General features: G+C 72.3%; 23 protein-coding genes. 14 read left to right on the forward strand and 9 right to left on the reverse strand.

Annotation, left to right across the window (positions count from 1 at the left end):
• Positions 1 to 95: 95 nt before the first annotated feature.
• The 4 genes from LHA35_RS15710 to LHA35_RS15725 all read right to left on the reverse strand — a co-directional run bounded on the left by LHA35_RS15710 (position 96) and on the right by LHA35_RS15725 (position 7,983).
• The gene (locus tag LHA35_RS15710; protein WP_226609572.1) at positions 96 to 1,616 is read right to left on the reverse strand and encodes a TolC family protein; all 1,521 of its coding nucleotides are present in this window, start codon (positions 1,614 to 1,616) and stop codon (positions 96 to 98) included.
• A complete protein-coding gene (locus LHA35_RS15715) occupies positions 1,613 to 4,759 on the reverse strand; it encodes an efflux RND transporter permease subunit (RefSeq protein WP_226609574.1) in 3,147 nt (1,048 codons plus the stop codon). Before LHA35_RS15715 ends, LHA35_RS15710 begins: the two co-directional genes overlap by 4 nt.
• 98 nt (positions 4,760 to 4,857) lie before the next feature.
• Positions 4,858 to 6,216 carry an efflux RND transporter periplasmic adaptor subunit gene (locus tag LHA35_RS15720; protein WP_226609576.1) on the reverse strand — a complete coding sequence of 453 codons (1,359 nt, stop codon included), beginning with the start codon at positions 6,214 to 6,216 and terminating at the stop codon, positions 4,858 to 4,860.
• Between the two features lie 228 nt (positions 6,217 to 6,444).
• Positions 6,445 to 7,983 carry an acetolactate synthase large subunit gene (locus tag LHA35_RS15725; RefSeq protein WP_226609578.1) on the reverse strand — a complete coding sequence of 513 codons (1,539 nt, stop codon included), beginning with the start codon at positions 7,981 to 7,983 and terminating at the stop codon, positions 6,445 to 6,447.
• A gap of 104 nt (positions 7,984 to 8,087) precedes the next feature.
• Here LHA35_RS15725 and LHA35_RS15730 point away from each other — a divergent pair, with 104 nt between their 5' ends.
• Positions 8,088 to 8,537 (forward strand): hypothetical protein, encoded by a 450-nt coding sequence (locus LHA35_RS15730; RefSeq protein ID WP_226609580.1) that lies wholly within the window; start codon positions 8,088 to 8,090, stop codon positions 8,535 to 8,537.
• 128 nt (positions 8,538 to 8,665) lie between these two features.
• Here the strand turns inward: LHA35_RS15730 and LHA35_RS15735 are convergent, their stop codons facing one another.
• Positions 8,666 to 8,902 (reverse strand): hypothetical protein, encoded by a 237-nt coding sequence (locus LHA35_RS15735; RefSeq protein WP_226609582.1) that lies wholly within the window; start codon positions 8,900 to 8,902, stop codon positions 8,666 to 8,668.
• Positions 8,903 to 9,380: 478 nt separating this feature from the next.
• On the opposite strand from LHA35_RS15735, the gene LHA35_RS15740 reads away from it, so the two are divergent.
• Together LHA35_RS15740 and LHA35_RS15745 are read left to right on the forward strand one after the other, a co-directional pair.
• Positions 9,381 to 10,418 (forward strand): ABC transporter substrate-binding protein, encoded by a 1,038-nt coding sequence (locus LHA35_RS15740; RefSeq protein ID WP_226609584.1) that lies wholly within the window; start codon positions 9,381 to 9,383, stop codon positions 10,416 to 10,418.
• 167 nt (positions 10,419 to 10,585) lie between these two features.
• Positions 10,586 to 11,314: a transporter substrate-binding domain-containing protein gene (locus LHA35_RS15745; protein ID WP_226609586.1), complete on the forward strand. Its 729-nt coding sequence runs from the start codon at positions 10,586 to 10,588 to the stop codon at positions 11,312 to 11,314.
• 75 nt (positions 11,315 to 11,389) lie between these two features.
• Here the strand turns inward: LHA35_RS15745 and ftsH are convergent, their stop codons facing one another.
• Entirely contained in the window at positions 11,390 to 13,225 is a 1,836-nt protein-coding gene (gene ftsH / locus LHA35_RS15750; RefSeq protein WP_264185574.1) for an ATP-dependent zinc metalloprotease FtsH, read from the reverse strand.
• A gap of 195 nt (positions 13,226 to 13,420) precedes the next feature.
• Between ftsH and LHA35_RS15755 the strand changes: the two genes are divergently transcribed.
• Both LHA35_RS15755 and hflX read left to right on the forward strand, forming a co-directional pair.
• Positions 13,421 to 14,272, forward strand: a complete 852-nt coding sequence (locus LHA35_RS15755; RefSeq protein WP_226609590.1) for a YsnF/AvaK domain-containing protein — start codon at positions 13,421 to 13,423, stop codon at positions 14,270 to 14,272.
• 64 nt (positions 14,273 to 14,336) lie between these two features.
• Positions 14,337 to 15,695 (forward strand): GTPase HflX, encoded by a 1,359-nt coding sequence (gene hflX, locus LHA35_RS15760; protein ID WP_226609592.1) that lies wholly within the window; start codon positions 14,337 to 14,339, stop codon positions 15,693 to 15,695.
• A gap of 42 nt (positions 15,696 to 15,737) precedes the next feature.
• Here hflX and LHA35_RS28675 read toward each other — a convergent pair whose 3' ends face one another.
• The 3 genes from LHA35_RS28675 to fdhD form a co-directional block, all read right to left on the reverse strand.
• Positions 15,738 to 15,863: a hypothetical protein gene (locus LHA35_RS28675; protein WP_264185575.1), complete on the reverse strand. Its 126-nt coding sequence runs from the start codon at positions 15,861 to 15,863 to the stop codon at positions 15,738 to 15,740.
• Entirely contained in the window at positions 15,860 to 16,522 is a 663-nt protein-coding gene (gene mobA, locus LHA35_RS15765) for a molybdenum cofactor guanylyltransferase MobA (RefSeq protein ID WP_226609594.1), read from the reverse strand. The genes LHA35_RS28675 and mobA overlap by 4 nt, the downstream gene beginning before the upstream one ends.
• 181 nt (positions 16,523 to 16,703) lie before the next feature.
• The gene (gene fdhD, locus LHA35_RS15770; protein ID WP_226609596.1) at positions 16,704 to 17,588 is read right to left on the reverse strand and encodes a formate dehydrogenase accessory sulfurtransferase FdhD; all 885 of its coding nucleotides are present in this window, start codon (positions 17,586 to 17,588) and stop codon (positions 16,704 to 16,706) included.
• Between the two features lie 86 nt (positions 17,589 to 17,674).
• On the opposite strand from fdhD, the gene LHA35_RS15775 reads away from it, so the two are divergent.
• The 9 genes from LHA35_RS15775 (at position 17,675) to LHA35_RS15815 (ending at position 26,308) form a co-directional block, all read left to right on the forward strand.
• Complete coding sequence (locus LHA35_RS15775) at positions 17,675 to 18,217, forward strand: BON domain-containing protein (RefSeq protein ID WP_226609598.1); 543 nt, start codon at positions 17,675 to 17,677, stop codon at positions 18,215 to 18,217.
• Positions 18,218 to 18,901: 684 nt separating this feature from the next.
• Entirely contained in the window at positions 18,902 to 20,593 is a 1,692-nt protein-coding gene (locus LHA35_RS15780; RefSeq protein WP_226609600.1) for a sigma-70 family RNA polymerase sigma factor, read from the forward strand.
• Between the two features lie 295 nt (positions 20,594 to 20,888).
• The gene (locus LHA35_RS15785) at positions 20,889 to 21,440 is read left to right on the forward strand and encodes a permease (RefSeq protein ID WP_226609602.1); all 552 of its coding nucleotides are present in this window, start codon (positions 20,889 to 20,891) and stop codon (positions 21,438 to 21,440) included.
• Positions 21,437 to 21,952: a permease gene (locus LHA35_RS15790; RefSeq protein ID WP_226609604.1), complete on the forward strand. Its 516-nt coding sequence runs from the start codon at positions 21,437 to 21,439 to the stop codon at positions 21,950 to 21,952. The genes LHA35_RS15785 and LHA35_RS15790 overlap by 4 nt, the downstream gene beginning before the upstream one ends.
• Before the next feature lie 43 nt (positions 21,953 to 21,995).
• Positions 21,996 to 22,784, forward strand: coding sequence for a RibD family protein (locus LHA35_RS15795; RefSeq protein WP_226609606.1), 789 nt, complete (start codon positions 21,996 to 21,998; stop codon positions 22,782 to 22,784).
• Positions 22,781 to 23,752, forward strand: coding sequence for a zinc-dependent alcohol dehydrogenase (locus LHA35_RS15800; protein ID WP_226609608.1), 972 nt, complete (start codon positions 22,781 to 22,783; stop codon positions 23,750 to 23,752). Before LHA35_RS15795 ends, LHA35_RS15800 begins: the two co-directional genes overlap by 4 nt.
• 17 nt (positions 23,753 to 23,769) lie before the next feature.
• A complete protein-coding gene (locus LHA35_RS15805; RefSeq protein WP_226609610.1) occupies positions 23,770 to 24,171 on the forward strand; it encodes a 6-pyruvoyl trahydropterin synthase family protein in 402 nt (133 codons plus the stop codon).
• A 200-nt stretch (positions 24,172 to 24,371) separates the two neighbouring features.
• Positions 24,372 to 25,412, forward strand: coding sequence for a glycosyltransferase family 4 protein (locus LHA35_RS15810; RefSeq protein ID WP_226609612.1), 1,041 nt, complete (start codon positions 24,372 to 24,374; stop codon positions 25,410 to 25,412).
• Entirely contained in the window at positions 25,409 to 26,308 is a 900-nt protein-coding gene (locus LHA35_RS15815) for a class I SAM-dependent methyltransferase (protein WP_226609614.1), read from the forward strand. Before LHA35_RS15810 ends, LHA35_RS15815 begins: the two co-directional genes overlap by 4 nt.
• Positions 26,309 to 26,462 lie beyond the last annotated feature (154 nt).

Genomic DNA, 26,462 nt, shown 5'->3' on the forward strand with positions numbered 1-26,462 from the left:
TCGCGCGCCCTTGATGGTGTGCACCTAACCGTGCCGAGACCCGCACCGGCCCTGGCTTGGTGGGAGGGGGCCGGGAAGGGCAAGCCCCCCCCGGCTCACAGCTTCGGCGCGATCCCCGAAACCCCCGTCGCCTGCTCCAGCTGCGCCAGCGCCAGCAGATAGGCGTAACGCGCCTGGTTCGCCTGCAGGCGCGTCGCGTTCAGCACCCGCAGCGCGTCCAGCACATCGAGCAGCGCGCGCCCGCCGGCCAGATAGGCCTGTTCCGTGCTGCGATAGGCCGCCTCGGCCCGGTTCAGCGTGCCGCCGGCATAGAGATTGATCAGCGCCCGCGCCTGCTCGTACCCCGCCCAGGCGGCGGCGAACTCGGCGCGCGCCTGCAGCAGCGCGGCACGGGCCTGCGCCTCCGCCTGGCCGGCCTGGGCCGAGGCGATGCCGACATTCCCCTCGACGATCTGCCGGGTGAAGATCGGCACGGAGAGCTGGATGCCGAAGCTGTTCACCGCGTTCAGCCGGTCGGTCGATTCCGGCAGGTCCTGCGAGAGGCGCGAGCGCGACCAGCTCCCGTTCAGCGTCACGTCGCGGGAGCGGCCGGCCTCCGCCAGCAGCCGGTTGGAACTGGCGGCCGCGAACTGGCGCTGCGCGGCGACGACATCGGCCCGGCTCTCGATCGCCGCCGCCAGCTCCTCCCGCCCGATGCCGAGGGCGGGCACCTGATCGAAGCGCCCGCGGATATCGAAGGCGACCGGGGAGAGGATGGTCTGCACGCTGGTCGGCGCGCTGGCGGGCCCGGGCGGCGTGCCGGCGCGGCCGCGCGGCCCGGGCGGCGGCGGCGCCAGCGCGCCGGGCTGGGACGGGTTGATGCCGAGGGCGGGGATCTGCCCCGCGCCCGGTTGGAAGGCGGCCGGGTCGGCCGAGAGCAGGGCGGCGACGGCCGCGACGCCCGCCGCATAGGCCTGGGCGTTGCTGGTGACGTCGGATTCGAATTGCAGCCGGCTGGCCTGGAAGCGCAGCAGGTCGCCCTCCGGGATGGCGCCGTCCCGCAACTGCCGCCGCAGCAGCGCCTCGGTCCGGTCGAGGCTCATCCGGTTGCCGAGCGCGACCTCCAGATTGGCCCGCGCCAGCAGGGCGCCGAGGAAGGCCTGGCGCAGGGTGAAGAGCTGGGTGCGCACCGCATCCAGCACCAGCGCCTCGGCCTGGCCGATCTGGTCCTCCGCCACGCGGGTGCGCAGCCTCCGCTTGCCGCCGCGCTCCACCAACACCTGCAGGCCGGCCGCGATATTGTGGGACGGGCTGATGAAGCGCGCGCCCTTGATGGCGCCGGCAGCCGTTTCCCGGAACTCGGCGAAGCTGTTGCCCACCACCACCTGCGGCGGTGGCAGGGAGGCTGCGACCAGCCGGTTGGCCTGCGCCGCATCCACGCCCCGGCGGGCAGCGATGACGGCGAGGTTCCGCTCCACCAGCAGCGCCTCCGCCTCGGCCAGCGTCAGCGGCCGCGCGGCCTGGCCAACCGGCAGGGGCAGGCTGCCGGCGGCGGCCTGGGCCGTGGATTGGGCCAGCACCGGCGGTGCCAGCAGGACGAGGCCGAGCGCCGCGGCGGCGGCAAGCCGGAGGCTCATGCCCGCGCGCCCAGCGGCCGCGCGGCTGCGGCTTCGCGCCGCAGGTGGCGCGGCTTGCCGAAGAGATCGATCATGACGGGGAAGACCACCAGGATGAAGAGCGGCACCAGGCCGATGCCGCCGACGACGACCAGGGCAAGCGGCTTCTGCACATCGGCGCCGATGCCGGTCGCCAGCGCCATGGGCAGCAGGCCGGTGAAGCTGGCGAAGCAGGTCATGAAGACCGGCCGCATGCGATCGACGCCCGCCTGGTCGAGCGCCGCGCGCCAGGGCATCCCCTCCAGCCGCAGGTGGTTGAAGTGGGACATCATGATGATGCCCTCCATCACCGTGATGCCGAACAGGGCAAGGAAGCCGATGGCGGCCGGGACGGAGAAGTTCAGCCCCGCCACCGCCAGCGCCGCGATACCGCCGGTCAGGGAGAGCGGCACGATGGCGAAGACCAGCAGCGTCTCCCTGAGCGTGTTGAACTGCACGTAAAGCAGGACGAGGATCAGGGCGAGCGCCGCCGGCACCACCACGGACAGCCGGCCCAGCGCCTCCTGCAGGTTGCGGAACTCGCCCACCCAGTCCAGCCGGTAGCCGGGCGGGAGCTGCACCTGCTGCTCCACCAGCTCCTGCGCCTCGGCCACCGTGCTGGCCGGGTCGCGGCCGCGGACGGAGAAGCGGATGGGCAGGTAGCGGCTGCCATCCTCGCGGTAGATGTAGGAGACGCCGGAGACCAGGCGGATCTCCGCCACATCGGCCAGCGTCGCGGCACGGGTGCCCCCTACCGGGATGCGGCCGATCGTCTCCAGGCTGTCGCGGAAGGGCGCGTCCAGCCGGACCACCAGCGGGAAGTTGCGGTCGCCGCCGGGCTCGTAGAGCCGCCCGGCCTCCCGCCCGCCGATCGCCGCCTGCACCACCTCATTGATGTCCTCGACCGAGAGGCCGAAGCGGGCGGCACGCGCCCGGTCGATCTGCACCGCGACGGTGGGCTGGCCGAGCGAGCGGAAGACGGCCAGGTCGGCGACGCCCTCCACGCCCTCCAGCACCCGGCGGATCTCCTCCGCCTTGCGGGCGATAATGTCGAGTTCCGGCCCGAAGACCTTGATGGCGTTGGCGCCCTTCACGCCGGAGGCGGCCTCCTGGACATTGTCGCTGATGGCCTGGGCGTAGCTGAACTCGATGCCGAGGAACTCGCGCGACAGGCGTTCCTGCATGGCATGCACCAGCGCGTCCCGATTCTTGCCCGTGGTCCATTCCTGCGGCGGCTTGAGCGGCAGGAAGAACTCCGCATTGAAGAAGCCGGCGCTGTCCGTGCCGTCATCCGGCCGGCCCTGCTGGGAGGTGGCGGTGATGACCTCGGGGAACTCCATCAGCACGCCGCGGATGCGGTTGACCGTGGCATTGCCTTCCTCGAGCGAGATGGTGCCCGGCATGGTGGCGCGGACCCAGAGATTGCCCTCCTCCAGCGCCGGCAGGAATTCGGCCCCGAGGGTGGAGAGCAGCAGCAGCGCCCCGCCGAAGACCGCGGCGGCAAGGCCGAGGCAGAGGGCGCGCGCCCGCATGGCGAGGCCGTAGAGCCGGCTATGGGCCCAGCGCAGGGCGCGGACTACCGGCGTGTCCCTCTCCCGGCTGTCCTCCTTCAGCAGCGCCGCGGCGAGCGCCGGGGTGATGGTGAAGGTCGCCAGCAGGGCGCCGATGATGGCATAGGCATAGGTCTTCGACATCGGGCCGAAGATCCGCCCCTCGATGCCGCCCAGGGTGAAGAGCGGGATGAAGGCAGCGATGATGATGAGGGCGGAGAAGAAGATCGCCTTGTCCACCTCCCCCGCCGCGCGCAGCACGGTCAGCGAGAGGCCGGAGAGCTCCTTCGAGCCGCTGGGCGCGATGTAGCGATGGGCGTGCTGCCGGGCGAGGCCGAGATGGCGGTAGATGTTCTCCACCATGATCACGGTGGCATCGACCAGCAGGCCGAAATCGAGCGCGCCGAGGCTGAGCAGGTTGGCGCTCTCGCCCCGGCTCAGCATCAGCAGGATGGCGAAGAGGAAGGCGAAGGGGATGGTCGCCGCCACCACCAGCGCGCCGCGGAAATCGCCGAGGAAGAGCCACTGGATGAAGAGGATGAGGGCGACGCCCTCAATGATGTTCTTCACCACCGTCCTGGTGGTGATCTTCACCAGGTCCTCCCGGTCATAGAGCGGGACGATCCTCACGCCGGGCGGCAGCACGCCGCCGGCATTGATCCGCTCCACCTCCTTCTGCACGCCGCGGATGGTGGGCAGGGTCTGCTCGCCGCGACGCATCAGGATGGTGGCCAGCACCACGTCGTCATCGCCCTCATGCCCGGCGATGCCGAGCCTCGGGGTGTTGCCGATCTCGACGGTGGCGATGTCCGAGAGCAGGACCGGCACGCCCCCCTCGGCCGTGACCACCACGCTGCGGACATCGTCCAGGCCGCGGATCAGGCCGATGCCCTGCACCACCGCGGCCTGCGGGCCGATGCGGATGGTCCCGGCGCCGACCGTCGCATTGCCGGCGCGCACCGCCTGGATCACCTGCGGCAGGGTCAGGCCATGCGCCGCCATGCGGTGCAGGTCGACGATGATGTTGTAGCTCTTGGTCAGGCCGCCGAAGGAGGTGACGTCCACCACGCCGGGCACCCGCTTGAAGCGGCGGTCCAGCACCCAGTCCTGCAGCGTCTTGAGATCGGCCAGCGAATAGCCGGGCGGCCCGACCAGCCGGTAGCGCATGATCTCACCGATCGGGGAGAGCGGGGAGATCTGCGGCTCCACCCCCTCCGGCAGGCCCTGGAGCTGGCCCAGCCGGTTCAGCACCTGCTGCAGCGCCTGGTCGTAGGTGTAGTTGAAGTTGAACTGCACCCGCACGTCCGACAGGCCGAAGAGGCTGGTGGAGCGGACCGAGGTGAGGTTGGGCAGGCCCGCCATCGCCACCTCCACGGGGATGGTGACGTAGCGCTCGATCTCCTCGGCGCTCTGGCCCGGGTTCTGAGTGATGATGACCACCTGCGGCGGGACCGGGTCCGGATAGGCCTCGATGTTCAGCCGGGTGAAGCCGAACAGGCCGACCACCACGAAGGCGAAGAACAGCAGGATGACCAGCGGCCTGCGCTGCAGCGAGAAGGCGACGATCTGGCGCATGGCGGGGATTCCGGCAGGGTGCGGGGCGGATCCGTCCCGCCCGGGGTCGATGGCGATGGGCCGGCGCGCGGCCGGCCGGGGGGACCGGCGCGGCCGGCTCAGTCGATGCGCGCGGCCCGGTCGATGAAGAGGGCGCCGCCGGTCACCACGCGCTCGCCGGGCTTCAGCCCGTCGGTCACCTCGACCATCTCGCCCGCGCGGATGCCCGGCGTGACGCGCCGCAGCATGAAGCGCCCGCCATCGAGCGCGACCCAGACGCTGGCCTCGGCGCCGCGATAGATCAGCGCATTCACCGGCACGGCGACGGAGCGCTGCTCCTCTCCCACCGCGATGCGGAAGGTGGCGAACATCTCGGGCTTCAGCAACCGCTCGGGGTCCTGCACCTCGGCCCGGACCGTCATGCGGCGGGTGACAGGGTCGAGGCCGGCGCTGGTGGCGGTGATCCGGGCATCGAATTCGCGGCCCGGCAGGGCGCCGACCGTGACCTTCACAGGCTGGCCGGCGCGGATCAGCGGCGCGTCCAGTTCCCGCACCGCGGCGACCAGCCACATGGTGGAGAGGTCGGCGATGGTGAAGACGGGCTCGGAGGCGCCGGTCGAGAGCCACTGGCCGGACCCGACCCGGCGCTGGGTCACGCTGCCACCGATCGGCGCGGTCACCGGCACCACGGCATCGACCTGGCGGGTCTGCTCGATCCGGGCGATCTGCTCGGGCGTGCGGCCGAGGACGCGGAGCTTGTCCCGCGCCGCGGCCAGCATCGCCTCGGCGCTGCGCTGGTCGGCGGCGGCGCCGAGGGTCGCGACCCGGGCCTGCTCGACATCGCGCTGGGAGGCGGCGCGGGCGCTGAACAGGCTGGCCTGCCGGGCCTCCTCGCGCCGCGCCTGGTCCAGCGTGGCGCGCGCCTTGTTGGCGGCATCGGCGGCCGAGAGCAGGTCCTGGGCGGCGCCGGCGAGGTCTGTCGTCTCGATCTCGAAGAGCGGGTCGCCGGCCTGGACGCTGTCCCCCAGCCGGGCGGTGACGCGTACCACCCGCCCGTTATAGGGCGAGAAGACCGGCGTCGCCCTGTCCTCGTTGATGGCGATGCGGCCCTCCGCCACCCGTTCGGCGCGGAAGTCGCGCAGCTGCATCTCCTCGATCCGGAGGGCCCGCACCTCATTGTCCGAGAGGCGGAACTCGCCCTGGGAGAGCGGCTCGGTCACCGAGGCCGGCGGGGAGTGCGGGATCGGCACCTCCTGGCGGGAGGCGTGCCAGGCATAGCCGCCACCGGCCGCGAGGAGCAGCAGCAAGGCAGGAATCCAGAGCCGGCGGCGCGGCGGCGGCGCCTCGGCCTCCGGGGTGTCCTGCGGCGGCTCGGCGGCCGGCTCGGCCACCGGCGCCGGCAGCCGGGCGACGGTCTGCGCGGGCGGACTCGAAGCCCCGCCCTCCGGCGCGGACGGCGGCTGGGGGATCATGTTCATTGCCTGTCCGGATCCGCCGCTATCCGCATCGTCACGCGCTATGCCCCCCGCTCTGCCCGGTGCCATGCGAGCGGAGGGATCGCGACGGATGGCCCGTCACGTTCCATCAGACATGCGCCCCCCAGGCTTACCGCCACATTGCGCGAAAGCTGAAGCTTAGGAAAGCCTGTTCAGTGTGCGGAGTTGAATTCCGCGGCGCAGTATGGGCGGATGGCGGTCGCGCCGCCGTCAGATCAGCAGCTCGATCAGGAAGGGGCCGGGCCGGGCGAAGGACTGCGCCATGAGGTCGCCAAGTGCCTCCAGCGTACGGGCCTGCGCCGCCTCGACCCCCATGGAGTTGGCCAGCTGGACCCAGCCGATATCGGGGTTGCCGAGATCGAGCATGTCCATCGCGGTGCGGCCCGGATTGGCCCCGACATTCTGGTACTCGCCGATCAGGATCTGGTACTTGCGGTTGGAGAGCAGCACGGTGGTGACCGGCAGCTTCTCCCGCGCCTGGGTCCAGAGCGCCTGGGGGGTGTACATGGCGCTGCCATCGGCCTGGAGCGCGATCACCCGCCGCCCGGCCGCGCCGATGGCGGCGCCGACCGCGACCGGCGGGCCGTAGCCGATGGCGCCGCCGCAATTCTGCAGCCAGTCATGCGCCGGGGCGGCCGTGGTCTGCGGGAAGAAGCCGCGGCCATAGGTGACGGATTCATCCACGATCACCGCCCCCTCCGGCATCAGCGCGGCGACGGCGCGGGCCAGGCCTTCCGGGCTCAGCTCACCCCGCGGCGCCTCCGGCCGGGGCCCCGGATCGGGCATGGAGACCATGGGCGCCCCCAGCTCCTCGGCCAGCGCCCGCAGCGCCGCCTCGGCATCCTGCTCATAGCGGGTCAGGATGTGCAGCTCGGTCCCGGGCTGCCAGAACTGGCTGGGCTTACCGGGATAGCCGAAGAAGCCGATCGGCTCCTTGGCGTTGACCAGCACTATATGCTCATAGGGTTTGAGGGCGGCGACGGCCTGCTCGTTCACATAGGGCACGCGGTCGAGCGGCAGGCGGCCCTGGCCGCGCTGGATGCGGGCGTTGGAGCCCTCGGCCATCAGCTTCGCGCCGGTGGCGGCGGCGATGCGGTTGGCCTGGACCTGCGCCCCCTCCCGCAAGGCGAGGCCGCCGAGCAGCAGCAGGACGTTCTTCTTCTCCCGCAGGAGCCTGGCGACCTGGTGGACGCTGTGCGGATCGGCCTGCGGCGCGGCCGGCACCGGCAGCGGCGCGGCGACCACGCCGCCCTCGTTCCAGGAACTGTCGGAGGGCAGGATCAGGGTCGCGACCTGGCCCGGCGAGGTGCGGGCGGCCTGGACGGCGACCGCCGCATCCGCCCCGACATCCTCGGCGCGGGTGGAGGTGCGGACCCAGGCGGAGGCGCCCCGCGCCCAGCCCTCGGTATCCGCGGTCAGCGGCGCGTCGAAGGGGCGGTGATAGACCGCTTGGTCGCCGACGATGTTGACGATGCCGGAGCGCGCCCGGCGGGCGTCGTGCAGGCCGGCCAGCCCGTTCGCCAGGCCGGGGCCGCAATGCAGCAGGGTGCAGGCCGGCTTGTCCGCCAGGCGCCAGTAGCCATCGGCGGCACCGGTGACGATGTTCTCCTGCAGGCCGAGGACGCAGCGCATGCCGGGGACGCGGTCCAGCGCCGCGACGAAATGCATCTCGCTGGTGCCGGGGTTGGCGAAGCAGACATCCACACCCGCCCCCAGCAGCGTCTTCACCAGGCTTTCGGCTCCGTTCACGGCGTCATCCCTCCAGGCAATCAGGGCCGGCAGGGTGCGCGGGCACGCGCCGGGCCGCAAGGTGGCGGATGACGCGGCCATGGCGGGCGCGGTAGAAGTCCGGCATGGCACGAAGGCTCCTGTCCGGCTTCCTCGCCGGTTTCTTTGCCGTCCTGGTCTTCCACCAGGGCACCGCCTTCCTGCTGCACCATATCGGCAATGGCATCCCGGCCTCGGTCGCGCTGTTCGGGCAGGTCGGGCCGCCCTTCAATCCGGCGCCGGTGCCGCCCTTCGGAGTGCCCACCATGCTGTCCCAGGCCTTCTGGGGCGGGGTCTGGGGCGTGTTGCTCGCCCTGCTGCTGGACCGGCTGCGACCGCCGGCGCTGCTCTTCGGCTTCGTCTTCGGGGCGCTGGCGCTGTCCCTGGTCGCCTTCACCCTCGTGGCGAGGCTCAAGGGGCTGCCGGTCTTCGCCGGCGGCAACCGGCAGGTCTGGGCGCGGGCCGGGCTGCTGAACGGCGCCTGGGGCTGGGGGACGGCGCTGCTGCTGCTATGGCCGCTGCGGCTCCGCACCTAGGGCAGAGCGCCGCAGAGCGGGCATCCCCGAGGCGTGGGTCTGCCCCTCCAGACAATGTCCCAGGCCAACATCAGGCCAGGCAGTCGGCCCGACGATCATCCGGCATTCTGGCCGGAACACAGGATTTCCTACCTCGAGTTATCCCAATTGTCCCAGTGACGCATCAGGTTCTCGCCCGTCCCTGCCTCGGCAACGATGCGGCGGACCATATCGGCAGGGAGGGCATAATCGCTGCCGGCGTTATCGGCATTGTAGAGGCGCCAGGCATCACGGTCCGGCTCGTACTCAAGGCCCCATGTGCCATCAGCGGTCCACAGGCGGTTCCTGCTGCGAACCGGGAATTCGGGAAAGGAAGTGTCCACCATGACGGCCTCCTGCCTGAGATGTCAGCGCTGACGTGGAGACATACCGCGGCGATCTCGTGAACGAGGCAGGGGCGCAGTTTACCAAGCAGGAAGGAGGGCGGGCAATTCACTGCAGGGCGTGGGTGCGCGATGCCGGCGCCGGCGACAGCGCTGCCCCGGATGAAATGCAGCCGGTTCCGGACATCCCGAACAATCCAGGACATTCCCGGCAATGGTCAGGGTGGCACCGCGTAGGCCAGCGCCTCCGGTGGCTCGCCCCGAAAACGGTGAGATGCCCCGCCCACGGCATCGCAGGACACCGCATCCGAAGCCTGACCATTCACGGCGCGCGGTTTGCCGCGCCGATCGCTGTGCCAGCCGCTCCCATCATCCGCTTCGGCCCGCCTCCGGCCGATAGCGCTTGCGCCGGCGCCCGCGCACGCCACCTTCCCTTCCGGAGCGGACGCGGGCAGCGTCCGGAGCGGGAGGGACCCGACCGATGAGCATCCAACGCTTCACCGTCTCGCGCCGCGCGGCGCTCGGGCTGCTCGGCGCAGGCGCGCCGCTGCTGCTGGCCGCCCCCGGCCCGGTGCGGGCCCAGCCGCGGCTCGACCGCGTCTCCTTCGTCACCAATTGGCGCGCCCAGGCCGAGCATGGCGGCTTCTATCAGGCGCAGGCGGCGGGCCTCTACCGGAAGGCGGGGCTGGAGGCGGAACTCCGCACCGGCGGGCCGCAGATCAACCCGGCGCAGCTCCTGCTCGGCGGGCGGGTGGACATGTCCATGGGCAATGGCCTCGCCGCGCTCAACTTCGTGCGGGAGAACATCCCCTTCCTCTGCATCGCGGCGATCTTCCAGAAGGACATGCAGGTCCTGATCGCGCATCCGAATACCGGCTTCACGGGATTCGAGGCGCTGCGCGGCCGCACCATCCTGGTCGGCGCCGAGGCACGGGTGACCTGGTGGCCCTTCCTGGTGAAGAAATATGGCCTGCGGGAGGACCAGCTCCGCCCCTATACCTTCAACCTGCAACCCTTCCTGGCCGACAGGATGCTGGTGCAGCAGGGCTATCTCGGCTCCGAGCCCTTCTCCATCCGCCAGGCCGGGGTGAATCCCGAGACGCTGCTGCTGCACGATGCCGGATTCGAGAATTACGGCACCACCATCAATATCGGCGCCAGGACCCTGTCCGAGCGGCGGGAGGTGATCCAGCGCTTCGTCGACGCGACGATGGAAGGCTGGGACCAGTACCTGAAGGGGCCGGCGGGCGGCTTCGACACCGCGGCGGCGAATGCGCTGATCCGGCAGCAGAATCCGGAGATGTCGGATGAGCTGATCGCCTTCGGCACCCGCATGATGAACGAGGCGGGGATCGTCCGCTCGGGCGATGCCGCGACGCTCGGCATCGGCGCCATGACAGAGGATCGCTGGCGCCACTTCCATGCCGCGGTCGCCGAGGTAGGTGTCCTGCCGAAGGAGCTGGACTGGCGGCGCGCTTTCGACCTCTCCCTGGTGAACAAGGGGATCGGCAAGGCGTGACGCGCCGGGCGCTTGCTTGCCCTCCCGCCGCCGGCGCGATCTAATCCGCGCCGAACGGAACGGGGGAGACGCCAATGCTGCGGCGCCGCGCGCTGCTGGCGGCCACGGGCGCCGCCACGGCCACTCCCCTGGCCGCCCGAGGCCCTCGCAGCGACGGAATCCCGCGCATGTCCCCTGACGTCCTTTCCCAATTGGCCCCGACCGGCGTGCTCCGCGCGGCCATCAACATGGGCAATTTCCTGCTCGTCACCGGCAGGACGCCGGAGGGGGAGCCGGATGGCGTCTCCCCCGACATGGCGCGGACCATCGCCGAGCGCCTCGGCGTGCCGGTGAAGCTGGTGCCCTATGCCCGGCCGAACGAGATCGCGGATGCCGGCGGCACCGGCGCCTGGGACATCGCCAATATCGGCGCCGAGCCGCAGCGCGCCGCGAAGATCAGCTTCACCGCCGCCTATTGCGAGATCGAGGCGACCTATCTGGTGCCCCCCGGCTCTCCCGTCACCGGCATGGCGCAGGTGGACCGGCCCGGCATCCGCATCGTCTCCAGCGCCGGCGCGGCCTATACGCTCTGGCTGGAGCGGAACATCAGGAATGCCCAGCTCGTGCTAGTGCCGGGCGGCGGCGGCGCGGCCTTCAAGAGGTTCGTCGAGGACAAGGCGGAGGTCTATGCCGGGCTGCGACCGGGGCTGCTGAGCGATGTCGAGACCCTGCCCGGCGCCCGCATCCTGGACGGCCAGTTCATGGCGGTGCAGCAGGCGATCGGCACGGCGCGGGAGAACGAGGCGGGCGCCGCCTGGCTGCGCGACTTCGTCGAGGAGGCGAAGCGCAGCGGCCTGGTCGCCCAGCTGATCGAGAAGCACAAGGTCCGCGGACTGTCCGTGGCGCCCTTGGCCTGACTCGAGGGATCCAAGGGGTTCGACGTATACGTCGAACCGGCCCTTGGCGGGGGGCGCGAGGGGCAGAGCCCCTCGCTACTCCGCGGCCTGCCTTGTTGGCGCCGGAAGCCCCGTCAGCTCCGCCAGTTCCTTCTCGTCCAGCGTCTCCTTCTCCAGCAGCCGCTTCGCCGTCCGCTCCAGCGCCTCCCGCTGTTCGCGCAGCAGCGCCACGGTCCGCTCCAGCGCCCCGTCCACGATCCGCCGCACCTCGGTATCGATCGCGTCGCCCGCCGCCTCGCCATAGTCGCGCTCGCGCGGCCCGCCCGGCAGCGGGTTCGGGCCGGCCAGCAGCCCGCGCGGGTCGCGCTCATAGGCCACGCTGCCCAGCGCCTCCGACATGCCGTAGCGGGTGACCATGCCGCGGGCGATGTCGGTCACGCGCTGCAGGTCGTCCGCCGCGCCGGTCGAGAGATGGCCGAAGACCACCAGCTCCGCCGCCCGGCCGCCGAGCAGGACCATCATCTTCCGCTCCAGCTCCTCCCGCGTCATCAGGAAGCGGTCCTCGGTCGGGCGCTGGATGGTGTAGCCCAGCGCCCCGATGCCGCGCGGGATGATGGAGACCTTGTGCACCGGGTCGCTTCCCGGCAGGGCCATGGCGACCAGGGCGTGGCCGATCTCGTGATAGGCGACGATCTCGCGCTCCCGCCTGTTCAGCAGGCGATTGCGCTTTTCGAGGCCGGCGACGATGCGCTCCACGGCATTGTTGAAATCGGCCATGCTCACCGCCTCGGCGCCGCGCCGGGTCGCCAGCAGCGCCGCCTCGTTCACCAGGTTGGCGAGGTCGGCGCCGGTGAAGCCCGGCGTCAGGGCGGCGATCTGCTCCGGCGTCACATCGGGCGCCAGCTTCACCCGCTTCAGATGCACGTGCAGGATCTGCACCCGCCCGGTACGGTCGGGCCGGTCCACCAGCACCTGCCGGTCGAAGCGGCCGGCGCGCAGCAGGGCGGGGTCCAGGATCTCCGGCCGGTTGGTGGCGGCGAGGATGACGAGGCCCGAGCGCTGGTCGAAGCCGTCCATCTCGACCAGGAGCTGGTTGAGGGTCTGCTCGGCCTCCGAATGGCCGCCGCCGCCATAGGCCGCGCCGATCCCGCGCGCGCGGCCGAGCGCGTCGAGCTCGTCGATGAAGATGATGGCCGGCGCCTGGGTGCGCGCCTGCTCGAACAGGTCGCGCACCCGGGCGGCACCGACGCCGACGAACATCTCGACGAACTCCGCGCCCGAGATGGAGAGGAAGGCGACCTTCGCCTCGCCGGCCACGGCGCGGGCCAGCAATGTCTTGCCCGTCCCTGGCGGGCCCACCAGCAGCACGCCCTTCGGCATGCGGCCGCCGAGCCGGCCATAGCGCTCGGGCTCGCGCAGGAAGTCCACCACCTCGCGCAGCTCGTCCTTTGCCTCGTCCACGCCGGCGACATCGGCGAAGCTCACCTTGGTGTCGCTCTCCACATAGATCCGGGCGCGGCTCTTGCCGATCTGCATCAGCCCGCCGCCGGCCGCCATGCGCCGGCCGAGATACATCCAGATGCCGACGAAGAGCAGGACGGGGATGACCCAGGAGAGGATGTCGCGGAGCAGCGTGCTCTCGATCTGTCCGGTGAAGCGGACGCCATGGCCTTCCAGCTCCCGCGCGATCTCCGGGTCCACGCGCGTGGTGGCGAAACGGGTCTGGCCGCCCGGCAGAGGCTCCTTCAGGGTGCCCTGCATGAAGCGGTCGGAGACCCCGACCTCCGCCACCCTCCCCTCGTTCAGCAATTGCTGGAACTGGCTGTAGGGGATGGTGGCGACCTGCTGGTTCATCGCCGCGAAGTACTGGATGACGAACAGGCCGAGCAGCGCTGCCACCCAGTAGGCAATGTTGAATCTACCGTTTTTCATCACGCCTTGCCTTCCGCCCGCATGTCACGGTCCTGACTGGCTGAATGGTCCGACGGAAGCTTTGTTCCTGCCGGGCTTACTGCCTTGCGCGATGCGCACCGCAATGAACGGGATGCCCCCCCATCCGTTAGGCGGCGACCTGCCGATGCCATCCGGCAACCAGGCCCCCCTGAAAATGCGGAGAGGAGAGCGCAGATGACCCGGACCATGACCGCCTATTTCGACAGTGTGCAGGAGGCCGAGCGCGCCGCCTATGACCTGGCGCAGCGCGTGCCCGGCGTGCGCGGAGAGGTGTTCGATGCCCGCACCGACAGCCAGAGGCTGGAGGCGCTGGCGCTGCCGTCGGAGGATGCCGAGACGCTGCACGAGGGCTTCCGCCGCGGCGGCGGCGTGGTGCATGCCGAGGTGCCGGATGGGCGCTTCGAGGAACTGGCCGCCGCGCTGGAAGCGAGCGGCGCCGTCGATCTGGAGCAGCGCGAGGCGGAGTGGCGCAAATCCGGCTGGACCGGCGCGCGGCGCGGCGATGACGTGGCGCCACTGCCGACCGGCGGCGCCACGGCCGCGCGCGGCAGCGCCACCACCGGCGCAGCCGGGGCGGCGGAGGCGCAGCGCCTCGGCCCCGCGACGGACGAGGCAAGCATCCCGATCGTCGAGGAGAGGCTGCGCGTCGGCAAGCGCGAGGCGGGGCATGGCCGCGTGCGCATCCGCAGCTATGTGGTCGAGACCCCGGTGCAGGAGCAGGTGACGCTGCGCGAGGAACACGTGCAGGTCGAGCGCCGCCCGGTGGACCGGGCAGTGAGCGGCACCGAGGCCGGCTTCCAGGAGCGCGTGGTGGAGGCGACGGAGCGCGCCGAGGAGGCCGTGGTCAGCAAGGAGGCGCGGGTGAAGGAGGAGGTGAGCCTGAAGAAGACCGCTGAGGAGCGCACCGAGACCGTCCGCGACACGGTCCGCCGGACCGAGGTGGAGGTGGAGGACGGGCGCAGCGCCGGCGCCGCGAAGCGGAACGGCGTGGCCGGCACCGCCAAGGAACCGGGCCGGGACATCTGAGCTTCCTCGGGGGGTGGGCAGGCGCCCACCCTCCTTCCCTCCCCCCGCAGGCATCAGGCGCAGCATGAGCGACACCACCAGCCCCTCCGGCCCGCATGACACGGCGGCGGCACCGACGCGCACCGCCGTCATCCTTCCCTGGGAGGGTGGTCCGCAGGCGCCGCGCAGCGCTGAGGCGCGGCTGGCGGAGGCGGTGGAGCTGGCACGCGCCATCGGCCTTGCCATCCTGCACCAGGCCATCCTGCCGTTGCGTGAGGCGCGACCGGCGACGCTGCTCGGCAGCGGGCAGGTGGCGGCGATAGGGGAGGCGATCGCGGCTCAGCGCATCGAGCTTGCCGTGGTGGACGCGGCGCTGACGCCGGTGCAGCAGCGCAACCTGGAACGCGAGTGGCGCTGCAAGGTGATCGACCGCACCGGCCTCATCCTCGACATCTTCGGGGAGCGGGCACGGACGCGGGAGGGCACGCTGCAGGTCGAGCTGGCGCATCTGCAATACCAGCGCAGCCGGCTGGTGCGGTCCTGGACCCATCTCGGGCGCCAGCGCGGCGGCTTCGGCTTCCTCGGCGGCCCCGGCGAGACCCAGATCGAGGCGGACCGAAGGCTGATCGGCGACCGCATCGCCCGCCTTCGGCAGGAGCTGGACGAGGTGCGCCGCACCCGCAGCCTGCATCGGCGCGCGCGGGAGCGGGTGCCCTTCCCGGTGGTCGCGCTGGTCGGCTACACCAATGCCGGCAAGTCCACGCTGTTCAACCGGCTGACCGGCGCCAGTGTGACGGCGGAGGACCAGCTCTTCGCCACCCTCGACCCGACGCTGCGGGCCATGGACCTGCCCTCCGGCCGGCGCGTCATCCTCTCCGACACGGTCGGCTTCATCAGCGAATTGCCGACGGAACTGGTCGCCGCCTTCCGGGCGACGCTGGAGGAGGTCTCGGAGGCGGAGGTCATCCTGCATGTCCGCGATGCCGCGCATCCGGATACGGAGGCGCAGCGGGCGGATGTGATCGCGGTGCTCGAGGGCATGGCGAAGGACGGGATGCTGGAGGCCGGGTGGCAGCGCCGCAGCATCGAGGTGCTGAACAAGGCCGACCTGCTGGGCGGCACCGACCGGCTGCAGGGAAGGCCGGGCGCGGTCGCCGTCTCCGCCCTGACCGGAGAGGGGCTGGACGCGCTGCTGGCGGCGATCGACACCCGGCTTTCGGAAGGCATGGTGACGGTCGGCTACGATATCCCGGCCTCGGATGGCGCCCGGCTCGCCTGGCTCTACGGCCATGGCGAGGTGATCGGCCGGACGGACGGGGACGAGGCGATCCATGTGACGGTGCGCCTCTCGCCCGAGGACCGCGCGCGCTTCGAGCGCGAGCGGGCCGGACGGAGGGATGACGCGCCGCCTGCCGCGGCCTCCCTGCCGGGGATGGAATTCTGAAACGAATCGCGGACGGGCCTTCAGGCCCGTCCGCGATATGCTCTAAAGCCGCACGCCCTCGGTCTGGAAGCGCTCCTCCGCGCTCTTCTGGAACTCGGCGTCGAGCACCACGGCGGCGCAGACGGCGAGCGCCACGGCGGCGAGGATGCCGGTAATGATGGCCTTCACGGCGGCGGACTCCCTGCGGGATTGCTGTTCCCGGAGCGTATGGGTCCGGCCCGGCCGGCTTGCAAGAGTTCTTCCGCCACGGCCAGGTCCGCCGGCGCATTGGCGTTGAAGAAGGGGTCCACCGGCTCGGTCGGCCATTCCGCCGCGGCGCAGCCGAAGCGGGCGGTCCAGCGGTCGATCTTCTTCTCGCCCGAAAGCAGCGCCGCCCGCAGTTCCCCCCGCAGCGCCACGGGCCAGAGGCCGATCGGCGGGTGGGTCCAGTCGCCCGAGGCCGCGCAGGCCAGAGGCAGGCCGGCTGCCGCCCGCGCCGCCTCCAGCCTTGCCACCAGGTCCGGCGGCAGGAAGGGGCCGTCGCCCGGGACGGAGAGCACGGTCGGCAGGTCCGGCCGGTTGTCCGCCGCCCAGTCGAGCGCCGCCAGCACGCCGGCGAGCGGGCCCGGGAAGTCCGGCAGCGGGTCCGGCACCACCGGCAGGCCGTAGCGCGCGAAGCGCGCCGCATCGCCATTGGCGTTCAGGATCACGGCCGCAACCTGCGGCGCCACGCGTTCCAGCACATGGTCCAGCAGTGGCCGCCCGGCCAGCAGCCGCAGCGGCTTGTCCCCGCCGCCCATGCGCCGTGCCAGGCCACCGGCCAGCACGACGGCAAGCACCCTGCTCATGCCCTTCTACCCCGGCCCGGCCGCAAGGGTGGTTCCGCCGCCCCGGCCATGGCTGCGCCGCGCGGAGCGACAATGCCGGTCCCGGGGATCGCTGCAGGCGGCCGGCGAGGCCGGCGCGCAGCATCCCGGGCACCGGCGTGGACGGCCCGGGACGCTCCATCCGCCGGGTGGCCGGCGCGCCTCATGCCCCCTCCGCCTCCCGGCTGTTCTTCCGCCAGTGCTTCGCGCTCTCCTCCTCGACATAGGCGAGGTCCGCGTCGAAGACGATCCGCTCCTCCCCCGCCAGGGCGGTGAAGCGCTTGCCCTTGCAGCGGCCGATCAGGGTCAGCCCGACCTCCCGCGCCAGTTCCACCCCCCAGGCGGTGAAGCCGCTGCGCGAGACCAGGATGGGAATGCCCATCCGCACCGTCTTGATCACCATCTCCGAGGTCAGGCGGCCGGTGGTGTAGAAGATCTTGTCCGCCGGGTCGGCGCCGGTGCGGAACATCCAGCCGGCGATCTTGTCCACCGCGTTGTGCCGGCCGACATCCTCCATATAGACCAGCGGCCGGTCCTGCCGGCACAGCGCGCAGCCATGGATCGCCCCGGCCTCCAGGTAGAGGGTCGGCAGGGTGTTGATCCGGTGCAGCAGGCGGTAGAGCCAGGAGGTCCGGATCTCGGCGGACATCGGAAGCCGGGCCCTGGAAAAACCCTCCATGAGGTCGCCGAAGGCGGTGCCCTGGGCGCAGCCGCTGGTCAGGGTCTTCTTCTTCAGCTTCTCCTCGTAGTCGGTGCGGCGCTCGGTCCGCACCACCACCACCTGCAGGTCGTCGTCATACTCGATGCCGGTGACGGTATCGTCCCGCCGCAGCATGCCCTGGTTCAGCAGGTAGCCCAGCGCCAGATCCTCCGGCCGGTCGAGGATCGTCATCATGGTGACGATCTCCTGCCCGTTCAGATAAAGCGTCAGCGGTCGCTCCACCGTGACGCTCGCTTCCACGCGAGCGCCGGTATGGTCGATGCCGGCGACACGGCGCGTGAGGCGCGGATCGGCGGGGTCGGGCTGGACCAGCAGGGACTCTTCCATGACGGGAAAGGGTGGGGCGGCATGGTCCTGCACGCAACCCGCGCCACGGCGCTGACGTTTTCCCGCCATATTTCAGGAGGTTGTCCATGCCCACCTACCGCTTCCCGGCCGAGGCCGGGCTGGCCCTGGAGGGCGGAGCACCCAGCGCCGCCGCCATCACCGACCGGCTGGCGGAACTCGGGCTGACGCGGCAGGAGGTGATGGTCACCCGCCACGACGATGCCGCGACGCTGGAAGGCAGCGTGCCGGACGACACGACGCGGGAGCGGATCCTGCTCGCGGTCGGCAACATCCAGGGCATCGCGCGGGTGGAGGACCGGCTGACCGTGGCGCGGAGCAGCGGCCTGCTGGACACGCTGGGCGCCTTCGCCCGACTGCCCGCCGGCAGCGCCAGCACGGAGGCGGCGGAGCGCGCCGTGCATCGCGCGACGCCGGATACCGATACGGGCTTCGGCCCGGGCGGGAGCATCCTGCACCTTGTGCAGCCGGGGGAGACGCTGGAGGCGATCGCGGCCCGGCACTATGGCGACACGGCGGCGGCCGGATGGATCCTGGAATCCAACACGCCGGTGCTGGCCGATGCCTCGGCGCTGCGGCCGGGCATGGTGCTGCGATTGCCGCCGCGATAGGGGCGAGGCCCCGTCGGCCGATCAGGGCCGCTGCCTTTCCCAGGCGTCCCGGTGACTGTTGCCGCTGTTCCTGAGGTCGCGCGACATGCCCTGCGTCGCGCTGTCCGGCCGTGCCTTCCCTGCGCGCGCCGGCAGCGGGCGATGGCGGCTGGAGCCGCTTGCGGCGGCGCGTGCATGCCGGGCCGCATGCATCTGCCCTGACATCAATGACCCATGGCGAACCGGCGTCCGGTTCTGAATGCTCATTCGCTGCAGCCGCGATGCGATGGGGCAGGGCTGCGGGTCTTCATGGCTGGCCCCTGGGCTGGTCCCTGGCCCGGTCGTGCCTCGGCGCCGCTAGCTCGTCCGGAACCGGAACAAGACATGATTCGTTAACAAAAGTAACGGAAATTCGATCTCGCCTGCCTTGACCGGCCTTCCCCCCGGTGCCTAAGGACCAAGTCAGCCAGGGTCCATGCCGCCTGCGCAACTCTGCCCCGCAGATTGCGCAGCGGGTCTGGTCGTCTCCTGAGTCTATCACCACATCCCGCGTGCGCCGCTGAAGCAGCGCGCCTTTCCTCACGGCTGTTCAATTGCCAGTGCGCCTTTTTGGCGCGACGGGCGTTTGGCCGTGCCGAGGGCGCCGCGCCGGCGCGAGCCGACATGCAGGCGGGCCGCAGGGCCTGCCCAGGAGTGGATCGAGTGATGGACGGGTTTGTCACCGAGACGATGCTGGACGAGAGCGAGGCCGAGCTGCGGGTCTCGCGCCCCCTCGGCGCGCCTGCCTTCGAGGCGCTGGTGGCCCGCGTCCCGAGTGAGGATCTCCCCGCCTGGGAGGAGGCCGAGGCCACCGAGGATGGCGAGGACGCACCCGAGGACCTGGCCGATGCGGAGGAGGCCGAGGAGGATTCCGAGGCCGCGCCCGCCGCCGAGGCCGCGACGCCCGCCGCGGGCAATGTGGATGAGGCTTCGCTCGGCCGCACGGACGACCCCGTGCGCATGTTCCTGCGCGAGGCGTCGCGCACGGAGCTGCTGACGCGCGAGCAGGAAGTGGCCCTGGCCCAGCGGATCGAGGCAGGGCGCGAGGCGATGCTGGGCGCCCTCGGCGCCTGCCCCTCCACCCGCGCGACCCTGGCCACCTGGCGCGACGCCGTCGCCGCCGGCAACCTGCCGCTGCGTGACCTGGTGGAGCTGGAGGCCATGGCCGCCGCCGCCGAGGCGCCGGCCGAGGGCGCCGAGGAAGGCGAGACCACCGAGGGCACGCTCGACCAGCGCCTGCGGCCGGAGATCCTCGCCTCCTTCGACGCCGCGCTGGCCGGCGGGACGGATGCGACGGAGCAGGCGGCGCTGATCGCCGCGCTGCGCCTGCGCACCGACCGGATCGAATCGCTGATCGAGCAGGTCCGCGCGGGGCATCGCCGCCTGACGGCGCTGGACGGCCGCGCGCTGCGGCTGGCGACCGGCGCCAAGGTCGGCCGCGACGACTTCCTGAAGCATTGGGATGCCGGCGAGGCCGGGGCGGCCCGGATCGCGGCCAAGCTGAAGGGCGCGGCGGGCGAGTTCCTGGAGATCCGCGGCGAAGTTGCGAAGATCGAGGCCGAGACCAGCCTGCCCGCGCCCGAGTTGCGCCGCCTGCATGCCGAGATGAGCCGCGGCGAGCGCGACATGCGCCGGGCGAAGGAGGAGCTGACGCGGGCGAACCTGCGTCTGGTCGTCCATATCGCCCGCAAGTACCGCAACCGCGGCCTGCTGCTGGGTGACCTGATCCAGGAGGGCAATATCGGCCTGATGCGCGCGGTCGAGAAGTTCGACTGGCGCAAGGGCTTCAAATTCTCCACCTACGCCACCTGGTGGGTGCGGCAGGCCATGACGCGCGCCATCGCCGACCAGGCGCGGACCATCCGCGTGCCGGTGCACATGGCGGAGACGGCCTCCAAGATCGCCCGGCTCGGCCGCATCCTGGCGCACCGCACGGGGCGCGAGCCGACCGCCGAGGAACTGGCGCAGCGCCTCGGCGTGCCGACGGAGAAGGTGAAGTCGGTGCAGGGGATCGTGCGCGAGCCCGTCAGCCTCGACACGCCGATCGGCGAGGAGGATGATGGCCGGCTCGGCGACCTGATCGAGGACCGCAACGCCGTCCACCCCTTCGAGGCGGTGGCCCGGTCCGGCCTGCGGGAGGCGGCGGCGCGCGTGCTGTCCGACCTGACGCCGCGCGAGGAGCGGATCCTGCGGATGCGCTTCGGCATCGGCATGGAGCGCGACCACACGCTGGAGGAGGTCGGCAAGACCTTCAACGTGACGCGGGAGCGCATCCGGCAGATCGAGGCCAAGGCGCTGAAGAAGCTGCAGAACGGCCAGCGCGGCCGGGCGCTGCGGAGCTACCTGGACCGCGGCTGAGGCGGCGGGGCGCAAGCCCCGCTTGTTCGGCAGCGGATCGCGGGAGGTCGTGAAGGCCCGGCCGCGCGCCTCTGCCCGGGAAAACAGGAACGGGGCGATCCGCCATGGCGGATCGCCCTCACCCCCGATGCGGTCGCCGGCCGGCTGCCGGTCCCGTCGCAGGCGCCGATTGCGCCCTGCCCCGCCATCCCGCCGACACGGATCGCTGCACGGCCGGAGACCCGGCCGCGGGCCGCAGCGCCTTCCGCCTCCCCGGGATTGCCCGGAGGCGCTGCCGCGCGCAGCCTGGAGCCCGATGCTCCGACTCCTCCGCCGCCATTCCAGCCTCGCCATCATCCTCTCGATCGGCCTCGTCGCCGGCAGCCTCGTCTGGACGCTGCACGGGCCGGAGGCCTTCCGGCGCGCCCTCGGCACCGCCTGGCAGGTCTTCCTCACCGTCCTGCCGGCCCTGCTGGCGGGGCTGCTGCTGGCCGGCAGCCTGAAGCAGCTCATCCCGCCCGGCGCGCTGGCGAAGTGGATGGGGGCGGAATCGGGCTGGCGCGGCCTCTTCGTCGCCACGCTCTGCGGCATGGCTATGCCCGGCGGACCGATGGCGGCCTTCCCGCTCGTGCTCGTGCTCGCCCAGGCCGGGGCCGATCGCGGTGCGCTGATCGCCTTCATCGTCGCCTGGGCCCTGAACGGCTTCCAGCGCGTGCTGGTCTGGGAGGTGCCGCTGCTCGGCGCCGATTTCGCCCTGCTGCGCTTCCTCTGCGGCCTGCCGCTCTCGGTCATCGCGGGCGTCCTCGCGCGGCGCATCCCGCTGGCCTGGACCCCGCCCGGCAGCGCAGCGCCGGGGGCACGGCCATGACCATCGGCCAGGGTATCCTGCTGGTCCTGGCGCTCGGTGCCTTCGGCCTCGCGCTGCGGCGCGGCGTGCCGACGGCGCAGCGGGCGCTGCGCGAGACCGGCGACACCATCCTGCGCGTCCTGCCGCTGCTGGTCGCGGCGCTGCCCATGGCCGCCTTCCTCGCGGAGCTGATCCCGCCCGACCTCGCCGCCGGCTGGCTCGGGCCGGAGAGCGGGCTGCTCGGCATCGCCATTGCGTCGCTGGCGGGCGGCTTCATCCCGGGCGGGCCCTTCGTCTCCTTCCCGCTGGTGCTCACCTTCCTCAAGGCAGGCGCGGGCGGGCCGCAGATGGTGGCGCTGATCACCGGCTGGGCGATCCTCGGCTTCCATCGGGTGATCGCCTGGGAATGGCCGGTGCTGGGCGGGCGCTTCATCCTGATCAGGCTGCTGGCCTCGGGCATCCTGCCGGTGCTGGCGGGGCTGATCGCGCAGGCCCTGCTGCCGATGTTCCCGCATGCCCTGGTAAGGCCTTGATCGGCTGGCAAGCTCGGTGCTCTTCCGGCATGGTCCGCGCGGCATGGAAGGATTGATCGCCCCCCCCGAATGGGATGCGCTGCTCGCGCTGCGTGACGCGCCGGGCGGGCCGTTGCCCGCCGGCCCCCTCGGCACGCTCTTCGGCCCGCTGCTCGCCCCGCCGCGCGCGGCGGATGGCTGCATCGTGGTCGGCCGTCTCGCGCAGACGCTGGACGGGCGGATCGCCACCCTCTCCGGCTCCTCGCAATGGATCGGCGGGTGGGGCGACATCCTGCACACCCATCGCCTCCGCGCCCTCTGCCATGCCGTCATCATCGGCGCCGGCACGGTGCGGCATGACGACCCGCGGCTGACCACGCGCGACTGCACCGGCCCGAATCCGGTGCGCGTGGTGCTGGACACCGACCGCCGCCTCGGCCCCGGTTACGGCCTGTTCCGGGAGGGACCGCCCACCCTGCTGCTCTGCGCCGAGGATGCGCCGGGCCCCGACCGGCTGGGCCTGGCCGAGGTGGTGCGGCTGCCGCGCGACCTGGCGCATGGCGGGCTGCGCATCCCGGCCATCCTCGCCGCCCTCGTGGCGCGCGGCCTGACGCGCCTCTTCGTCGAGGGCGGCGGCGTCACGGTCAGCCGCTTCCTCGCCGCGGGCTGCCTCGACCGGCTGCATGTGACGGTGGCGCCGGTGCTGCTCGGCTCCGGCATCCCGGCCTTCACCCTGCCGGAGGCGGCGCGCATCGCGGACGGGCTGCGCTTCGCCTGGACGGTGCATTCGCTGGAGCCGGACGTTCTGTTCGACATCGCGCTGGACCGCGCGAAGCCGGGGGTATGCGCGTGAAGGCCCGCGCCCTCTGGATCGTCGCGCCGGGCCTGGCGGAGTTGCGGGAGGAAGCGCTGCAGCCCTGCGCCGCCGACCAGGCGCTGGTGCGCACCCGCGCGACGGCCCTCTCGCGCGGCACCGAAAGGCTGGTGCTGGAGGGGCGCGTGCCGGTCAGCCAGCATGCCGCCATGCGCGCCCCGCTGATGGCCGGCGATTTCCCCCACCCCGTGAAATACGGCTACTGCGCCATGGGCGTGGTGGAGGATGGTCCGCCCGGCCTACGCGGCGGCCGCGTCTTCGTCCTGCACCCCCACCAGGACCTCTTCCTGGCGCCGGCTTCCATGTGCATCCCCGTGCCGGAGGCGGTGCCGGACCACCGCGCCGTGCTCGCCGCCAATATGGAGACAGCGCTCAACATCCTCTGGGATGCGCGGCCGCTGCCGGGCGAGCGCGTGCTGGTCATCGGCGCCGGCGCGGTCGGGCTGCTGGCGGCGGCGCTGCTCGCGCGCATGCCGGGCATCCGCCCGACCGTGGTGGATCTCGACCCCGGCCGCGCCGCGCTGGCCGAGTGCCTCGGCGCCCGCTTCGCCCGGCCGGAGGAAGCGCCGGGCGAGCAGGAGCTCATCATCCATGCCAGCGCCAGCGCCGCCGGGCTGCAACTGGCGCTGGACCGCGCCGGCTTCGAGGCGCGCATCGTCGAGGCGAGCTGGCATGGCGACCGCGCCGTCCCGCTGCCGCTCGGCGAGGCCTTCCACGCCCGCCGCCTTTCCCTCCTCTCCTCCCAGGTCGGCGCCGTCGCCCCGGCCATGCGCGGCCGCCGCAGCCATGCGGAGCGCCTGGCGCTGGCGCTGGAGCTGCTGGAGGATCCGCGGCTCGACGCGCTCTGCGCCCCGGTCGCGCGCTTCGAGGACCTGCCGGCCGCGCTGCCCGGGCTTCTCGCGGCGGGCGCCGTTGCGCCGCCCTGCCCCGTCATCACCTACACATAGATAAAGAGAGTGCCGCGATGTTCTCGCTCACCGTCTGCGACCACATCATGGTCGCCCACAGCTTCCGCGGCGCCGAATTCGGCCCGGCCCAGCGCCTGCACGGCGCCACCTTCGCGGTCGAGGCGGAGTTCCGCGCGCCGCAGCTCGACCATCTCCACCTGCTCGTCGATATCGGCCTGGCGAAGCAGGAGCTGCGGAAGGCGCTCGACACCCTCGACTACCGGAACCTGGATGGCGAGCCGCAATTCGCCGGGCTGAACACCACCACCGAATATCTCTGCCTCCACATCCACCGGCTGCTCTGCGCCGCGCTGAAGGAAGGCAGGCTGGGCGCCCAGAGCGGCAACGTCACCTCCCTGAAGGTGCTGCTGCGCGAGAGCCCGAATGCCTGGGCGGCCTATGAGGGTGGCATCGCATGAACGCGGCCGATCCAGGCCTCCGGTGCCCGGCTGCGCCTCGCCCTCCGGCCATCGGAGCTGTTGCATGAACGCGGCCGATTCAGGCCTCCGGTGCTCGGCTGCGCCTCGCCCTCCGGCCATCGGAGCTGTTGCATGAACGCGGCCGATTCAGGCCTCCGGTGCTCGGCTGCGCCTCGCCCTCCGGCCATCGGACGCGTCGCATGAAGCTTGCACTTTTCGTCCCCGGCCCCTTCGCCACCATTTCGGGCGGCTACCTCTATGACCGGCGGATCGTGGAGGGGCTGCGCGGCCTCGGCCACGCTGTACAGGTGGTGGAACTCGCCGGCCGCCACCCGCTGCCGGATGAGGCGGCGGAGGAGGCGGCACGCACCGCCCTCGCCGCGCTGCCCGAGGATGTGCAGCCCGTCATCGACGGCCTCGGCCTGCCCGCCTTCGCGCCGCTGGCGGATGAGCTGGTCCGCCGCCGCGCCATCGGCCTGATCCATCACCCGACCGCGCTGGAGCACGGCGCGCCGCAGGAGGACCGGGAGGCGCTGCGCGGCATCGAGCGCGACCTCTTCCCCCGCCTCGCCCGCCTCGTCGCCACCTCCCCCCACACCGCGGCGCGGCTGACGGAGGAGTTCGGCGTGCCGGCGGAGCGGATCGGCGTGGTCGAGCCGGGCACCGACCCGCCGCCGCGCGCCGCGGGCTCGGGCGGGCCCGGCACCGTGCTTCTCGCGGTCGGCACGCTGGTGCCGCGCAAGGGGCATGACGTGCTGATGCGGGCGCTGGCCGGCCTGCCCGACCTCGACTGGACCCTGACCATCGCCGGCGACGGCACCCGCAACGCGGTGCATGCGCATGGGCTGACGGCGCTGGCCGAGGAGCTCGGCATCGCCCGGCGCGTGACCTTCGCCGGCGAGGTGGACGGCGAGGCGCTGGAGGCGCTGTACCGCGGCGCCGACATCTTCGCGCTGGCGACCTGGTGGGAAGGCTATGGCATGGCGGCGGCCGAGGCACTGGCGCGCGGCCTGCCGCTTGCCATCACCGCCGGCGGCGCCATCGCCGACCTCGTCCCGGCGGAGGCCGGCGCCGTCTCGCCACCCGGCGATGTCGTCTCGCTCACCAAGGCGCTCCGCCGAATGATCTTCGATACCGAGTTGCGGCAGGCGATGGCCGAGGCCGCCTGGCAGGCCGGCCAGCGCCTGCCCCGCTGGCCCGACCGCGCCGCCGCCTTCGCCGCCGAGTTGGCGAAGGCATGACAGAGTCCTTCGACCTCGACTGGCTCGACCTGCGCGAGCCCTGGGATGCCGTCGCCCGCTCCCCCGCGCTGGCGGAGCGGCTGCTCGCCCGCCTGCCGGCGCGGCCCCGCTTCCTCGATCTCGGTGCCGGCAGCGGCAGCCTGCTGCGCTGGCTCGCGCCCCGCCTCGGCCGCGCCCAGGCCTGGACGCTGGTGGACAGCGACCAGACGATGCTGGAAGCGGCCTTCGACACCATCGCCGACCGCGCCGACCAGGTCGGCTACCACGTCACCGCCCCCAACCGCCGCACCCTGCTGGTGCATGCCCCGGGCGGCGCCTGGCGGATCGACACCCTGGTCGCCGACCTGGCCGAGGCGCCCGCCAACCTGCCGCTGCAGAATGCCGATGCGGTGGTGAGCTCGGCCCTCTGCGACCTCGTCTCGCGCGGCTGGGTGGAGCGCATGGCGGCCGCGCTGCGCATCCCCTTCTACGCCGCGCTCTGCGTGGACGGGCGGGAAGGCTTCGCCCCGCCGCACCCGGCGGATCGCCGGGTCGCCGCCGGCTTCCGCCGCGACCAGGCGCGCGACAAGGGCTTCGGCGGCGCCGCGCTCGGCCCCCGCGCACCGGCGGTGATGGCGGAAGCCTTCGCGGCGCGTGGCTTCACGGTGGAGAGCATGCCGAGCGACTGGCTGGTCCGCGCCCGCGGCGGCCTGCCCCACCCCAGGCTGCGCGACACCGCCAGCCGCTTCCTGAGCGAGCTGGTGCTGGGTCATGCCGAGGCGGCCGGGCGGCAGGACCGGCGCGGCGATGCACGGATCGAGGGCTGGATGGCGGCGCGGCTCGACCAGGTGGCGCAGCGAAGGCTCTCGGCGCGGATCGGGCACCGCGACCTCCTCGCGCTGCCGCCGAGGCAGTGAGACCACCGCTCCTGGTCATCGACCGCTGCGGCGCTCCTGCGCGGATGCAGTCACGCATCCGGGCGGTTGGTATGAGAGGGGCTCCATCGCTCGCACGCTCTCCCGGCCGGGGGGGCAGGCGCCCCCGGCCCCGGCCTGGGTTCGGAACACCGCC

This window comes from Roseicella aerolata, from assembly GCF_020523605.1.
GTDB lineage: Bacteria > Pseudomonadota > Alphaproteobacteria > Acetobacterales > Acetobacteraceae > Paracraurococcus > Paracraurococcus aerolatus.

Excerpts from the sequence above, each read along its gene's own strand:
- hflX (WP_226609592.1), top strand. The coding sequence starts at position 14,337 with ATGAGCGACACCACCAGCCCCTCCGGCCCGCATGACACGGCGGCGGCA.
- LHA35_RS15815 (WP_226609614.1), top strand. The coding sequence starts at position 25,409 with ATGACAGAGTCCTTCGACCTCGACTGGCTCGACCTGCGCGAGCCCTGG.
- LHA35_RS15780 (WP_226609600.1), top strand. The coding sequence starts at position 18,902 with ATGGACGGGTTTGTCACCGAGACGATGCTGGACGAGAGCGAGGCCGAG.
- fdhD (WP_226609596.1), bottom strand. The coding sequence starts at position 17,588 with ATGGAAGAGTCCCTGCTGGTCCAGCCCGACCCCGCCGATCCGCGCCTC.
- LHA35_RS15730 (WP_226609580.1), top strand. The coding sequence starts at position 8,088 with ATGGCACGAAGGCTCCTGTCCGGCTTCCTCGCCGGTTTCTTTGCCGTC.
- LHA35_RS15735 (WP_226609582.1), bottom strand. The coding sequence starts at position 8,902 with ATGGTGGACACTTCCTTTCCCGAATTCCCGGTTCGCAGCAGGAACCGC.
- LHA35_RS15795 (WP_226609606.1), top strand. The coding sequence starts at position 21,996 with ATGGAAGGATTGATCGCCCCCCCCGAATGGGATGCGCTGCTCGCGCTG.
- LHA35_RS15790 (WP_226609604.1), top strand. The coding sequence starts at position 21,437 with ATGACCATCGGCCAGGGTATCCTGCTGGTCCTGGCGCTCGGTGCCTTC.
- mobA (WP_226609594.1), bottom strand. The coding sequence starts at position 16,522 with ATGAGCAGGGTGCTTGCCGTCGTGCTGGCCGGTGGCCTGGCACGGCGC.
- LHA35_RS15785 (WP_226609602.1), top strand. The coding sequence starts at position 20,889 with ATGCTCCGACTCCTCCGCCGCCATTCCAGCCTCGCCATCATCCTCTCG.
- LHA35_RS15810 (WP_226609612.1), top strand. The coding sequence starts at position 24,372 with ATGAAGCTTGCACTTTTCGTCCCCGGCCCCTTCGCCACCATTTCGGGC.
- LHA35_RS15775 (WP_226609598.1), top strand. The coding sequence starts at position 17,675 with ATGCCCACCTACCGCTTCCCGGCCGAGGCCGGGCTGGCCCTGGAGGGC.
- LHA35_RS15710 (WP_226609572.1), bottom strand. The coding sequence starts at position 1,616 with ATGAGCCTCCGGCTTGCCGCCGCCGCGGCGCTCGGCCTCGTCCTGCTG.
- LHA35_RS15720 (WP_226609576.1), bottom strand. The coding sequence starts at position 6,216 with ATGAACATGATCCCCCAGCCGCCGTCCGCGCCGGAGGGCGGGGCTTCG.
- LHA35_RS15745 (WP_226609586.1), top strand. The coding sequence starts at position 10,586 with ATGTCCCCTGACGTCCTTTCCCAATTGGCCCCGACCGGCGTGCTCCGC.
- LHA35_RS15740 (WP_226609584.1), top strand. The coding sequence starts at position 9,381 with ATGAGCATCCAACGCTTCACCGTCTCGCGCCGCGCGGCGCTCGGGCTG.
- ftsH (WP_264185574.1), bottom strand. The coding sequence starts at position 13,225 with ATGAAAAACGGTAGATTCAACATTGCCTACTGGGTGGCAGCGCTGCTC.
- LHA35_RS15715 (WP_226609574.1), bottom strand. The coding sequence starts at position 4,759 with ATGCGCCAGATCGTCGCCTTCTCGCTGCAGCGCAGGCCGCTGGTCATC.
- LHA35_RS15805 (WP_226609610.1), top strand. The coding sequence starts at position 23,770 with ATGTTCTCGCTCACCGTCTGCGACCACATCATGGTCGCCCACAGCTTC.
- LHA35_RS15755 (WP_226609590.1), top strand. The coding sequence starts at position 13,421 with ATGACCCGGACCATGACCGCCTATTTCGACAGTGTGCAGGAGGCCGAG.